The following is a 12,862-nucleotide window of genomic DNA, read 5'->3' on the forward strand; positions in this document are numbered from 1 at the left end:
TGTTCACTCCTTGCTTTTTACGACCTGCATGTGCGGATATGCAATATCAATGCCTTCCGCATCATAGGTGAGCTTAATGCCCTCGAGTACGGCACACTTCAGTGCGAATGCGGTGGCGTTATCCTTCGCCCACAGCGATGCACGCAGAACAACCGCGGAATCCGCCAGCTCAAGCACAACGACCGGCACATCGGGCACGCCGTCCTTTTTCTGCTGCTCGGTGCGAATATCGAGGAAGGCCGGCTGCTTCCGCACCTCGCGGGCGAGCAGCTCTTTGGCTTTTTTGAGGTCGCTTTCGTAGGTAATCCCCACTGTCAGGAACACGCAGACCTTGCTGTCCGCATAGTCGGCGTTCTCGATGATGGCACTGTTCATCTTGCTGTTTGGGATGATGACGCGCTTGTTCTCGAACGTGCGGACCGCAGTATGGTGCAGCGTGATCTCCTCAACGCAGCCGGTGATGTCATTATCGACATAGCGCACGACATCGCCCATCTTAAACGGCTTGAATGCGAGGATCATCATGCCGCTGACCACGCTGCCGAGGGCTTCCTGTGCTGCAAGACCGGCAACCACCGCGATCACACCGCCGGTCGCCAGCAGAGTACGCACCGCACTCGACAGCACCGGAATCGCGCCTACGATGACCATGCCGCCCGCAAAATACACCGCAGCAACCGCTATGTAGCGCACAAATCCTAAGACAGTCGCAATACTGCTGTTCGTTTTCCGGTGACGGTCAACCAGCTTTTTCATCAGCCGATTGACCAGTCCGGCCGCCGCCAGCGTCAGGAGCAGCACCGCCACGGCCAGTATTCCCGTGGAAATCAGCTTTCCCATCGGCGATTCCATAAATTCTGTAAACCATTCAAACATCAGGGTTCCCTCTCTTTCCGGAGATAGGTTTATTATAGCGTATCTGCGGGTACGATACAATAGGAAAAGCCTCGGAGCATACATCTCCGAGGCTTTTCACACGTTCATAAATGATATCCTGTCGTTTGCCTGATGCTATCACCGCATAACCTCCACGAATGCAGGTTGCCCGGCAGGATGCTTACCCTTCCGGATAAAACTCTGCCGACGGTTCGGTCAGATGCTCATACACACGCACGAACGAGCTTTCCATATACGCCGAAAGAAAACCGTTCAGCACAGCGGTCAGGCATAGCGCCGCCACCAGAGCCGCCGCGAATACCGCAATCGCCATGCCGGTGCTCATCGCAGTCAGGCCGACCGTACCGAGCAGGATACATCCCCACAGAACAACGGCGATCAGTACATACCAGCCGATAAAGCTGAGATCGAACACAAACAGCTTCATCAGATTTCCGCGGAACGCCCATGAAGCCTCGCGCGTAGCTGCCCATGCACTGCGGTTCTCATCCTGCGCGAGCAGGAGCCAGCCTGCGTTATAAGTCTGCAGCTTAACGCGAATCGGAATCATCACCAGCAGGTACACAACCTGCAGCGCTCCCGCAATCACTTGATACTGTGCCGTATCCGAGACAGCCATAGCAGCCGCAAACACGATTGTCGAATAGATGACGGTCGGCACGATTGACCAGATAATGCCGCGCAGCCACAGCGTAAACACCATACGGATGCCCGCCCAGACGCTTCTCAGCGAGGTGAACGGGTACATGAGCATACCCACCGTCACATCCTCGCCGTGTGCGAGGCCGATGTAAAAGTGCATGAGGCCGAACTGCAGGGGACCCGTGATCGCCAGCATAAGCGCAATGCACAACCATACCGTATTCAGTCCACGCGAGAGTGCCGCCATCAGCTGGTAATCATTCGCAGAAACACCGCCTGCGATGAGCGCGAACGCTCTGCCGAACACGGAAACGTACAGGATCACCATCAGCAGCACATACGGCACGAGGTACATCAGCTGGATGCCGATACACCGGCCAAGGTTTTCCATTACACGCGCCTTCTGCTCCCGCTTAAGCTGTCTGCGGGTCTCAGCTGTAAAATTGTTCATAAAATTCTCCGTTTTCTTTATTATTCACCGACGTACACGACCTCATCCCGCTTGGAATAGGTGGAGCTGTTGGCCAGCACCTCGGTCGTCTTGCCATTTTCAGTAATCTGCTTGTAGGTCTTGGTCGAGTAGCCCGTGATGCCCGAGGTCTCCACGCGGCTCTCGCCTGCCTCCATCGAGCTGTCCGTCTTTGTAACGGTCTCCGGCTTGTAGGTCTCGAGCACCTCTGTGCGGGTCGTGACCGTCTTGTCGCTCGTTTTGGTGCCGACAATGGTCATGATCATCTGACCGTCGGTCTGCTCGGCAAGGATCTTGACCGGATACGCCGTATTGTTGACGAACCGGAAATCCAGATTGCCGTAATCCACGGTTGCGTCCTCGCCGAGCGGTGTGTAGGACACGGTAAACGAATGATTATGCCGTTCGGTCACCTTCAAATCGGCACGCAGTACAGCCATGTACAGCGTCGAGGACGGCTGGCAGACACCGCCGCCGAACTCGTCAATAATCTTACCGCCCGAGTAGGCATGCGCCTCCTGATAACCGCGTGCGGCTGTGCGCTCGCCAACCGTGCCGTTATAGGAAAACTCGTCGCCCGGATTGAGGATAGTGCCGTTGATGGCCTTAGCCGCCAGACGGATGTTGTTCGTACGCGGTGCGTTGCCCTCGTCGAGATTGGTCGCCGTGCGCGCGAGCGTATCGTGGAACAGCTTCGCCTTGAGCGTCTCTGCCGTGATGGACGGCTGGGTGATCGTCACAGGAATGGTGTAGGTCTCTTGCGAGCCATCGCCAATGATCTCCTTGGCCTTATCGGTGTCGAACGACACGCCTGCCTTGCCGGCGATGATGGTCTTGCCGTCCTCCTTGCTGACGGTAGCGTTGACCGGGTCACCGATAATGTCGGCTGCAATCTTGTCAACGTCAATCGCCGGAGCGGCTGTCACATCGGTCGAGACCTCATACGGCTCAAAGTCCATCAGGCGAATCTGATCAGTCAGCGCCTGCTCTACCGCATCCGTGTCAAACTTGACGCCCGGCTTGCCGGAATGCACGATCAGATTGCTGTCCTGCAGCTCCCAGGTCGGATTGACCGGTTCGGTCAGCGCCGTGTCCGCGATTTCGTTAAGCGTGCCGCGCAGACTTTCCTCATCTACAGTTGCCGCAATCTGTGCCTCTCTGTGGCCGCGCATTGCGCCGATGATATCGCGCACGCGCTCGAGCGGATTGCCGGTGCGGCCTATTTCATAGGCGTTCTCGGCGGACTGGATGCCGTCCACGCTTTTCAGCACCTTATCGACCGGAATATCATAGTTGGAGCCGTAAATCGTCACCGTGACATTCTTGCCCTCGTACAGCGGCGCACTCTGGTCCTCGATGGTGTTTGCCGCGTCATCGCGGTTCATGCCCCCGACCGCGATCGGTCCGACAGTCACGCCCGGAAAAACATTCGGGTAGCAGTACACATAGCCGAATGCACCGGCTGCCGCCGCAATGACAACGCCGACGGCAATCTTTACACCGATAGGAACACGACGTTTCTTCTTCGGCTGCTTCGCTTCCGTCCGGATGACCTGCGCCGGTTTTTCCGGCTTTTTGGCCTGCTTTTTGATCAAATGCGCTCCCTTCTTCGGTTTGTTTGCGCTTTTATCTGCCATGAGTATACCTCTTAACTAATCTATGCTTGGAATATGCTTTGGATTCTCGATGCACCCGCCATTATTCGACAGGTATACCTTTATATTATAGCGCCCTGTATTCATGATAGCAACCACAAATTCGGATAAATTCGGTGTACGCCGTCATAATCTGTCGCTTTAACTTGCTATCACGGCTCTTTTCTGCTATAGTATTATTAGTATGCTAAAATTTTTGTGAAAAAGAGGAGTAAATGCAAGTGAAACAATTAGGACTGTTAATTCGACTGATTATCGGCATCATCGCCGGTATCCTCATCGGTATGTGCGGACAGTGGTTCGGCATCGCGGACACTGGGTTCTTCGTTGCCATCATCCGCCTGCTGGCAACCTTTACCTCGCTGTTCTCAACCTTCCTGTCATTCATGATCCCGCTGATCATCCTGTCGTTCATCACGGTCGGCATGGCAGAGCTTGGCAAGAAGGCCAACCGTCTGTTCGGTCTGACCCTGCTGCTGGCCTACGGCACAACCGTTATTTCCGGCCTGCTGACCTTCTTCATCGGCAAGGCCGTTCTGCCGGGGATCATTCAGCCCATCACCGGCGATGTACTCGAGAGCAACGCCTTCGAGCCGCTGTTCTCCATCACGGTTGACCCGGTGTTCGGCGTTATGACCGCACTTGTGCTCGCGTTCGTGATCGGCATCGGCATGGCAAACCTTAAGGGCGATTCCCTGCTGAACGTTTTCCGCGATCTGCAGAAGATCGTTACCGGCGTACTCAGCCGCATTATCATTCCGCTGATCCCGATCCACATCGCAGGTCTGTTCGCCAACATCGCAGCCGAGGGCCGTCTGGCGGCTACCGTCAAGATGTTCGCTTCCCTGTATGCTATCATTATTGTGCTGCAGCTGCTGTACATCTTGTCTCAGTTTGGTCTGGCAAGCATTGTCTGCCGCAAGAACCACTTCAAAAGCATGAAGAACGCCGCTCCGGCGTACTTTACCGCACTCGGCACCCAGTCGTCTGCATCGACTATTCCGATTGCGCTGAACTGTGCATATAATAACAATATAAATAACGACGTTGCCGACTTTGTCGTTCCGCTGTGCGCTACCATCAACCTCAACGGCGATACCATCTGCCTCGTACTCGGCTCGATGGGCATCATGCTTGCAAGCGGCATAACCCCGACCTTTGCCATGTTTGCTCCGTTTGTATTCATGCTGGGCGTTACCATGGTTGCGGCTCCGGGTGTACCGGGCGGCGGTGTTATGTCGGCACTCGGCCTGATCACCTCGATGCTCGGCTTCACCGACCCGATGCAGCAGCTTATCATTGCCCTGCACTTCTCGCAGGACAGCTTCGGCACTGCTACCAACGTCACCGGTGACCAGGCGATTGCCCTCATCGTGGACAAGGTAGACCGTTCTGCTTCCGAAAAATAACCGGGAAGTTGTTTTATGACCATCCCCCGGTCATAAAACAACTTCCAATCTCCTGAAAGGCGGCGATTCCGGTAAATGGATATTCTGCTCGATATTGTGCATTCAGTTGACTACGGCGTTCTCGCGTACATCTCGGAGCACTGGCGCGGTGGTCTGTCCGACACAGTCTGGAAGGTGTTCTCCCTGATGGGCAGCTACGGTGCTGTCTGGATTACGCTTGCCGTACTGCTGCTGTTCTTCCGGCGAACACGCCGCGCCGGTGCGGCGATGCTGATCGCGCTCGGCGTCGGCTTTCTGCTTGGCAACGTGTTCCTCAAGAACCTTGTCATGCGGCCGCGTCCATTTGTCACCCATACCGACCTGACGGCGCTGCTCGTTCCGGAGGACCCGTGGTCGTTCCCGTCCGGGCACACGCTCAGCTCGTTTGCGGCAGCTTCGGCGCTGTACTTCTTCCACCATAAAACCGGTTTTCTGGCCTTTCTGCTGGCGGCAGCCATTGCGTTTTCGCGGCTGTATGCCAGCGTCCATTACCCGACCGACGTACTGGCCGGAGCGGTCATCGGCGTGCTGTGCGGCATTATCGCTGCATGGCTGACCGACCGCGTTACCGACCAGTGCCACACGCTCCGGCTGAGAAAGGGCAAAAAATGAATCAATACAAACGCCTTCTCGGCAATACCTTTATCTTTGCGATAGGCACGTTCAGTTCCAAGATTCTCGTCATCCTCATGCTGCGTTTCTACACCGGCATGATGACGCAGGATGAAATGGGTGTCGCTGACCTGATCATCAAGACCACCAGTATTCTGTATCCGGTGGTGTCGCTGTCCATCGGACAGGCGGTCATCCGCTACGGACTTGAGCGCAAGTATTACAAGCGCAGTGTGTTTACCATTGCGCTCGTGACCGTGCTGTGCGGCTTTATTATCGCACTGCCGTTCCATCCGCTGCTGAATCTCATCCACTATAACACCTCGGCGGGTGTTACCGGCTCACTGCTTGAGTATCAGTGGATCATCTACCTGTATGTTCTGACCTCGTGCACGCAGAATGTGTGCAGCCAGTTCATCCGCGCGCTCGGACACGTCCGCCTGTACGCGATTGACGGCATTTTCCGTACGTTCGTCACCATCATGCTGAACATCCTCTACCTGAAGGTGTTCCGCTGGAACATCCTCGGCTATGTGTTCTCCATCATCTGCTCGGACGCGCTTTCCACGGTTTGCCTGTTCATTATCGCCGGTTTGTGGAAGTACGTCAAGCTCAAGCGTCTGGACACACACCTGTGGCGCGGAATGCTGGCGTACTCGCTGCCGCTCGTACCGGATGCGATTCTCGTGTATATTATCGGCTTCTCAGATCAGGTGTTCCTCGCTTCCATGCAGGATACCGCAGTCAGCGCCATCTACTCGATTGCCTACCGTGTGCCGACACTGATCGCGCTTGTCGCGTCCATCTTTGTTGATGCATGGCAGATATCCATGGTCAACAACAACACCAAGGAGGAGCAGATCACGTTCTTCTCGAACGTCGGCAACACATACTCGTCCATCGTGTTCATCATCGCGTCCGGCGGCGTAATGTGCGCCAAGCTGGCCATGACCGTGCTTGCCGTGCCCAGCTACTATATCGGCTGGACGTTCATCCCGATTCTGGCGGTCGGCGCAGGCTTCAACTGCCTGTCCAGCTTCCAGAAAAGCGTGTACCTGCTGGAAAAGAAGACGGTTGCGTCCTTCCTGTCCACGGCATTCTCCGCGGTCATTAACATCGGTCTGAACGCCCTGCTCATCCCGCGGATGGGCGGCACCGGTGCAGCGCTGGCAACGCTCATCAGCTATGTGGCTCTGTTCCTGTACCGTGCGATCGACAGCCGGCGGTTCATGCCGGTCCGCTGGAAGGTGCCGCGCTTGGCGCTGACCGTGATTCTGCTTACCGTGCAGTCCATGCTCATGCTGCTTGAGCCGCCGCTGTGGCTCGTCTGGCAGATTGCGCTGTTCGGCGCGGTTGCGGCACTCAACAGCCGCGAGATGCTGCTCAGTGTCAAAAAGCTGCTGCATCGAGCATAAGCTTATATGCAAAGGGAATACCTGCGGGGTGTTCCCTTTTTCTTTTGCTGTCTACACGACATTATCACGTTACATTGTAGGATGCGCCGACTCGGTGCACTGCCTGTAAACCACATGCACGCACATAGAAGATAAAACCGCATCGTTCATTCTCCATTCTCACTGCTCCATTACTCAACGAAAAAAGACAGACGAAAAATCGTCTGTCTTTTTGCGTTAGATGGAAAAATTAAGCGTTCCGTTATTGACAAGATCCTCGAGCGTGACCGAATCAACATAATTATTGATTGCGTCATACAATCCGCGCCAAAAGCTGAGCGTAATGCATTCATCTACACGAGGACAATCCACTAGCTCATGCTCCAAACAAGCCACCGGTGCAAGAGAGCCTTCGGTAATGCGCAGAATATCGCCCACGGTATACTCCGAAGGATGCCGCGCCAGCTGGTACCCGCCCTGTGCGCCTCGCGTCGAGATAACAAAGCCCGCACGCGAAAGCTGCACCACGATCTGCTCCAGATACTTGGCCGAGATCTGCTGTCGCTTGGAAATATCGCGCAGCGGAATGTAGCCGCCTGCGTCATGCTGCGCCAAGTCGATCATCAGACGAAGCGCATATCTTCCTTTGGTTGAAATCTTCATAGTTGCAAATTCCCCTTTTTACTAATATACCACAGGTTTACTATGAATTCAAGTCCAAACCGATTTTTGTTTACAATTTTTTCAGAATTGCCTCAATATGCTCATTGGCCTGCTCCACTTCCCAGTGCAGCTCGGTCGCAGAGATACGCTCCGCGCCATGGCCGAGAATGATCATCTGCTCCATGCCGTCCGATGTAGCCACACGAACACGGTGCTTGCGCGACAGGTCGTAGGACGCCTGCTCAATGTACATATCCGCGGTTTCGGCCTCCTTGGTGTAGACGATATGGATACCGCCGCGCTGCTCGATCGAGCCGGTGCCGCCTTTGACCTTATAGGCATCGAACACGAGAATAAGATGACACCTGCGCACACCCTGATAATTGCTCAGCACGTTGACGAGCGCTTCGCGGGCGGCGTTAACATCACGGGCGGCAATGTCGCGCAGCTCGTCCCACGAGAAGATGATGTTGTAGCCGTCTACGAGCAGATAATCGTCCTCACGAATGCGGGTGACGTACAGCTGCTCAAGCGTCGCGGCCTTTTTACGGCTCTGCTGGAAGGCTTCAAAGCCGCGGTTTTTGACCGGACCGTAGGTGCGTTCAAACAGAGCACGCAGTTCCGCATCGCCGCCGAAGCCGTCTCCGCCGCCTGTGCCGGAGGAACGCACCGGACGGACTTGTTCCGGCTCTTCTTCCCTAGGTTTAAGCACGTTTGAAGTATCAATATGCGCGTGCTCCGGCACCTCATTCCACTTGACAACATAGCCTGCACCGTGCGAGCAGAACACGGAATCCGGCGTATTCTCCACATCGGCGGTCGGGTCGTAGGCAGCTGCCGAGATGACTTCCTCCGCGTTGTGGCAGGGCGCATAGCCGTTCGGCGTGCACGACAGCCGACCGCGTCCCTTGGTGTACGCGGCAACCTCGGTCCAGTAGTTGCGCATGGTGGAAACCGGCGCCGTTCCGGTCAGAATCGAGCCGTGAGCACCCTGCTCGGGCGGCTCGAACGTGCCGTTCATTCGCTGAATGTCGGTCATGGCGCGTCCGACGCACTCGTCCGGCAGCTCCAGCCGAAATGCATAATACGGCTCAAGCAGCAGGCTTTCCGTGCGCATAAGGCCGTTGCGGACGGCACGGTAGGTTGCCTCACGGAAGTCGCCGCCTTCCGTGTGCTTGACGTGTGCGCGTCCTGCAAGGATGGTTATCTTCACATCCGTGATGGGTGCACCGGTCAGCACGCCTAAATGCGGTTTTTCCGCCAAGTGTGTCAGAATCAGGCGCTGCCAGTTCAGGTCGAGCACATCGGTCGGACACGCCGTTGACAGCTGAATGCCGCTGCCGCGCTCTGCCGGTTCAAGCAGCAGATGCACCTCGGCGTAATGCCGCAGCGGCTCGAAATGGCCGATGCCGATTACCGGCTCGGTGATGGTCTCGCGGTAGACGATGCTGCCCTCATCAAAGGTCACATCCACGCCGAAGCGTTCCGCGATAACGCTGGTGAGGATTTCCAGCTGCACCTCCCCCATCAGCTGCAGATGTATCTCACCAAGCCGTTCGTTCCACACCACCCGAAGCTGCGGGTCCTCCTCCTCAAGCTGGCGCAGGTTGCGCAGCATGACATGTGCGTCGCACCCTTCCGGCAGGCACACGCGATAGCCGAGAACCGGCTCGAGCACCGGCGGCAGCGCACCGGCTTCCGCGCCAAGACCCATACCCGGACGCGTGTGCGTGAGTCCTGTCACCGCACAGACCATGCCGCTCTCGACGCGCTCAGCCGTGCGGAATTTTTCACCCGAGTAGATGCGGATGCCGCTCACTTTTTCCTGCCATCCGCCGTCCTCGCCGCCCGAAAGCTGCTCACGCACGGACAGCGCACCGCCGGTGATTTTGAGATATGACAGGCGGTTGCCCTGTGCGTCACGCGCGATTTTGAACACGCGCGCACCGAAGTCCGCGCCGTACTGCGGTGCAGGAAGATAGCGTTCCAGACCATCCAGCAGCGCGTCCACGCCGTCCAGTTTGAGCGCCGAGCCGAAATAGCACGGGAACGCTTTTCGTTCCGCAACCAGCTGCGCGATCTGGCTGTCGTCCACCATTCCTGTCTCGAGGTACTGCTCGAGCAGACCTTCATCGCACACGGCAAGCTCCTCCGCCATTGTGTCCGTCGAAGTGAAGTCCACACAGCCGCTGTCCAGCCGCGATTTCAGCTCCTGCAGGAGTGCATTTCGGTCTGCGCCGTCCAAATCCATCTTGTTGATGAACAGAAACGTCGGGATTCCCTGCCGCGTCAGCAGCCGCCACAGCGTTTCCGTATGCGCCTGCACGCCGTCCGTGCCGCTGATGACCAGCACCGCACAGTCGAGCACCTGCAGTGTGCGCTCCATCTCCGCCGAAAAGTCAACGTGACCGGGCGTGTCCAACAGTGTCACCTCGGTGTGCGGCAGAGAGAACTCCGCCTGCTTGGAGAAAATTGTGATGCCGCGCGCGCGCTCGAGCGCAAACGTATCGAGGAACGCATCCTGATGGTCCACACGGCCTAATTTTTTCAGCGCACCCGCCTGATACAGCATGGCTTCCGACAGAGTGGTTTTTCCGGCATCAACGTGCGCCGTGATGCCAATACAGATATGTTTCATAGCAAAATTCGCTTTCATGTTCGAGTGATTCTAACTCCTACTATTATCGCAGGTTTTGCGTGATTCTTCAAGGCATAGCATGTATTCTTTCCCGTTATATCGTCATAAACAACAGATATTGGACAAATTTCTTGTGCAGGTTTACAATAGAACCATCAGCAAAGGCGCTGAAACCTACCGACTAAGGGGTTTCAGCACCTTTTTGTTTTCTTGCATTCCAAATCTTAACAGGAGCGATAGATATGCAGTATGAAATTTCCAACCGTATGAGCGATGTGCACGGCTCGGCCATCCGCGAGCTGTTCAAGCTGGGCGCGGACCCGAACATGATCTCGTTCGGCGGTGGCAACCCGTCCGCAGAGACCTTCCCGGTGCCCGAGATTGCGGACATCATCGCGGACGTCATGAAGAACGCACCGGTCTCTGTTCTGCAGTACGGTCTGTCCGAGGGCTACATGCCGCTGCGTGAGACCATGAAGGACTACCTCACCCGCACACAGGGTTTCGATTTTGAGGAAAATGAGCTGTTCATCCTGTCCGGCGGTCAGCAGTGCGCCGACCTGACCACCAAGGTTCTGGTAAACGAGGGCGATGTCATCCTGACCGAGGACCCTGCCTTTGTCGGCTGCCTGAACACATTCCGCTCGTATGGCGCCAAGCTGATCGGCATTCCGATGCAGCAGGACGGCATGGATACGGATGCGCTCGAGGCCGCCCTCAAGGCGCACCCCGAGGCCAAGCTGCTGTACACGATTCCGTCCTTCCAGAACCCGTCCGGCATCACGACTACGCTCGAAAAGCGCAAAAAGGTGTATGAGCTGGCGTGCGAATACGACATTGCCATCCTCGAGGACAACCCGTACGGCGAGCTGCGCTTCTCCGGCGAGGATGTGCCGACCATCAAGTCGATGGACACCGAAGGCCGCGTCCTGTATGCAGGCAGCTTTTCCAAGGTTATGGCTCCTGCGTTCCGTCTGGGCTTCCTTGTGTTCAACAAGTCGCTCACCATGCCGCTGACCATCGCCAAGCAGACCACCGATGTGCACTCCAATGTGCTGTTCCAGTATGTCTGCAACGAGTACATGACCAAGTACGATTTTGCCGTGCACCTCGACAAAGCGCGTGACGTATACCGCGCTAAGTGCAATCTCATGCTCGATACCATGCGCCGCACCTTCCATCCGGCGGTCACGTTTTCGCAGCCGGAAGGCGGCCTGTTCGCCATGGCCTTCCTGCCGGACGGCATGGATTCGCAGCCGTTTGTCCGCGAGGCGATTCAGCGCGGTGTGCTGTGCGTGCCCGGCTCGGCGTTCCTTGCAGACGAAAAGCAGGTGTCCAACGCCTTCCGCCTCAACTATTCTACCCCGACCGACGAGCAGATCGTCAAGGGCATCGAAATTCTCGGCAAGCTCACCCACGAATGGATCAAGGAGTAATAAAAATGAAAGTTATGGCATTCAACGCCCGTCCGGACGAACGCGCGTTTTTCGATCACTTCAGTCAGTCGCTTAATATGGATCTTACGCTGCAGAAGGACACGCTGACCCTCGATAATGTTGCGCTGACCCGCGGCTACGACGGCATTTCCTGCACCTGCGACCTGCCTGCGCCGATTCTGGAAAAGCTGGCCGAGAACGGTGTCCGCTACGTGGCCCTGCGCACTATCGGCTACGATAATGTAGACCTGAAAGCTGCAGAGCGTCTCGGCATCCGCGTATCCCACGCCGGATATTCGCCGTATGCGGTTTCCAACTACACGGTCATGCTCATGCTGATGTGCATCCGCAAGGCCGGCTACATCATGTTCCGCTCGCACACCGCAGACTACTCGCTCGGCGCATCCGGTGCGGCCCGCGGCATGGAGATGCAGAACCTGACCGTCGGCGTCATCGGCACCGGTCGTATCGGCAAGGCCGTCATTCACAATCTGTCCGGCTTTGGCTGCCGCATTATCGCGCATGACCCGTACCCGTCCGAAGAAATGAAGCAGATGGGCGTGGAGTACGTTTCGCTCGAATCGCTGTATGCGCAGTCCGATGTCATCACGCTGCACACCTTCCTCAACGACAGCACCTACCACATGATCAACACCGATGCTATTCAGCAGATGAAGCCGGGTGTTGTCATCATCAACTGCGCACGCGGCGCGCTGATCGACACCCGTGCTCTGATCGACGGCATTGAGTCCGGCCGTGTAGGCTCGGTCGGCGTGGACTGCTTTGAGGGTGAGGATAACGTGATCCGCGTCGATCACAATTACAACAGCCGTGTCACCAACCACGATTACATCATCCTGAAATCCTTCCAGAACACTATCGTTACCCCGCATGTTGCGTTCTTCACCGATCAGGCGGTGTTCGATATGGTTCAGTGCTCGCTCGAAAGCCTGCATCAGTTTGAACTCGGTGAAAAAGTTCCTCTCGAGGTACATGCCGCATGACCTG

10 protein-coding genes are annotated in these 12,862 nt (G+C 56.4%); 5 read left to right on the forward strand and 5 right to left on the reverse strand.

Features of this window, described 5'->3' with window-relative positions; translation table 11 throughout:
• Window positions 1–3: 3 nt before the first annotated feature.
• The 3 genes from PGS25_RS05690 to PGS25_RS05700 form a co-directional block, all read right to left on the reverse strand.
• Complete coding sequence (locus tag PGS25_RS05690) at window positions 4–876, reverse strand: mechanosensitive ion channel family protein (RefSeq protein WP_270417951.1); 873 nt, start codon at window positions 874–876, stop codon at window positions 4–6.
• A gap of 181 nt (window positions 877–1,057) precedes the next feature.
• The gene (locus tag PGS25_RS05695; protein WP_270417952.1) at window positions 1,058–1,990 is read right to left on the reverse strand and encodes a DUF975 family protein; all 933 of its coding nucleotides are present in this window, start codon (window positions 1,988–1,990) and stop codon (window positions 1,058–1,060) included.
• A gap of 20 nt (window positions 1,991–2,010) precedes the next feature.
• Complete coding sequence (locus PGS25_RS05700) at window positions 2,011–3,645, reverse strand: VanW family protein (RefSeq protein ID WP_270417953.1); 1,635 nt, start codon at window positions 3,643–3,645, stop codon at window positions 2,011–2,013.
• 239 nt (window positions 3,646–3,884) lie between these two features.
• Here PGS25_RS05700 and PGS25_RS05705 point away from each other — a divergent pair, with 239 nt between their 5' ends.
• The 3 genes from PGS25_RS05705 to PGS25_RS05715 all read left to right on the forward strand — a co-directional run bounded on the left by PGS25_RS05705 (window position 3,885) and on the right by PGS25_RS05715 (window position 7,138).
• On the forward strand, window positions 3,885–5,072 hold the full coding sequence (locus tag PGS25_RS05705; protein WP_199720398.1) for a cation:dicarboxylate symporter family transporter: 1,188 nt from the start codon (window positions 3,885–3,887) through the stop codon (window positions 5,070–5,072).
• A gap of 75 nt (window positions 5,073–5,147) precedes the next feature.
• Complete coding sequence (locus PGS25_RS05710) at window positions 5,148–5,723, forward strand: phosphatase PAP2 family protein (protein WP_118359676.1); 576 nt, start codon at window positions 5,148–5,150, stop codon at window positions 5,721–5,723.
• On the forward strand, window positions 5,720–7,138 hold the full coding sequence (locus PGS25_RS05715) for a lipopolysaccharide biosynthesis protein (protein ID WP_270417954.1): 1,419 nt from the start codon (window positions 5,720–5,722) through the stop codon (window positions 7,136–7,138). Before PGS25_RS05710 ends, PGS25_RS05715 begins: the two co-directional genes overlap by 4 nt.
• A 216-nt stretch (window positions 7,139–7,354) precedes the next feature.
• Here the strand turns inward: PGS25_RS05715 and PGS25_RS05720 are convergent, their stop codons facing one another.
• Complete coding sequence (locus tag PGS25_RS05720) at window positions 7,355–7,780, reverse strand: RrF2 family transcriptional regulator (RefSeq protein WP_270417955.1); 426 nt, start codon at window positions 7,778–7,780, stop codon at window positions 7,355–7,357.
• 70 nt (window positions 7,781–7,850) lie between these two features.
• Complete coding sequence (locus PGS25_RS05725; RefSeq protein WP_118729830.1) at window positions 7,851–10,418, reverse strand: translation factor GTPase family protein; 2,568 nt, start codon at window positions 10,416–10,418, stop codon at window positions 7,851–7,853.
• Window positions 10,419–10,660: 242 nt separating this feature from the next.
• On the opposite strand from PGS25_RS05725, the gene PGS25_RS05730 reads away from it, so the two are divergent.
• Window positions 10,661–11,854, forward strand: coding sequence for an aminotransferase-like domain-containing protein (locus tag PGS25_RS05730; protein ID WP_270417956.1), 1,194 nt, complete (start codon window positions 10,661–10,663; stop codon window positions 11,852–11,854).
• Window positions 11,855–11,859: 5 nt separating this feature from the next.
• Entirely contained in the window at window positions 11,860–12,858 is a 999-nt protein-coding gene (locus PGS25_RS05735; protein ID WP_270417957.1) for a D-isomer specific 2-hydroxyacid dehydrogenase family protein, read from the forward strand.
• Window positions 12,859–12,862: the final 4 nt, after the last annotated feature.

This window comes from Butyricicoccus sp. AM78-15b2TA (genome assembly GCF_027665985.1).
Taxonomy (GTDB): Bacteria; Bacillota; Clostridia; order Oscillospirales; family Butyricicoccaceae; genus Agathobaculum; species Agathobaculum butyriciproducens.

What these genes read in the sequence shown, in the direction of transcription:
- PGS25_RS05690 (WP_270417951.1), bottom strand. Translation starts at nt 876, where the DNA reads ATGTTTGAATGGTTTACAGAATTTATGGAATCGCCGATGGGAAAGCTG.
- PGS25_RS05695 (WP_270417952.1), bottom strand. Translation starts at nt 1,990, where the DNA reads ATGAACAATTTTACAGCTGAGACCCGCAGACAGCTTAAGCGGGAGCAG.
- PGS25_RS05700 (WP_270417953.1), bottom strand. Translation starts at nt 3,645, where the DNA reads ATGGCAGATAAAAGCGCAAACAAACCGAAGAAGGGAGCGCATTTGATC.
- PGS25_RS05710 (WP_118359676.1), top strand. Translation starts at nt 5,148, where the DNA reads ATGGATATTCTGCTCGATATTGTGCATTCAGTTGACTACGGCGTTCTC.
- PGS25_RS05715 (WP_270417954.1), top strand. Translation starts at nt 5,720, where the DNA reads ATGAATCAATACAAACGCCTTCTCGGCAATACCTTTATCTTTGCGATA.
- PGS25_RS05720 (WP_270417955.1), bottom strand. Translation starts at nt 7,780, where the DNA reads ATGAAGATTTCAACCAAAGGAAGATATGCGCTTCGTCTGATGATCGAC.
- PGS25_RS05725 (WP_118729830.1), bottom strand. Translation starts at nt 10,418, where the DNA reads ATGAAACATATCTGTATTGGCATCACGGCGCACGTTGATGCCGGAAAA.
- PGS25_RS05730 (WP_270417956.1), top strand. Translation starts at nt 10,661, where the DNA reads ATGCAGTATGAAATTTCCAACCGTATGAGCGATGTGCACGGCTCGGCC.
- PGS25_RS05735 (WP_270417957.1), top strand. Translation starts at nt 11,860, where the DNA reads ATGAAAGTTATGGCATTCAACGCCCGTCCGGACGAACGCGCGTTTTTC.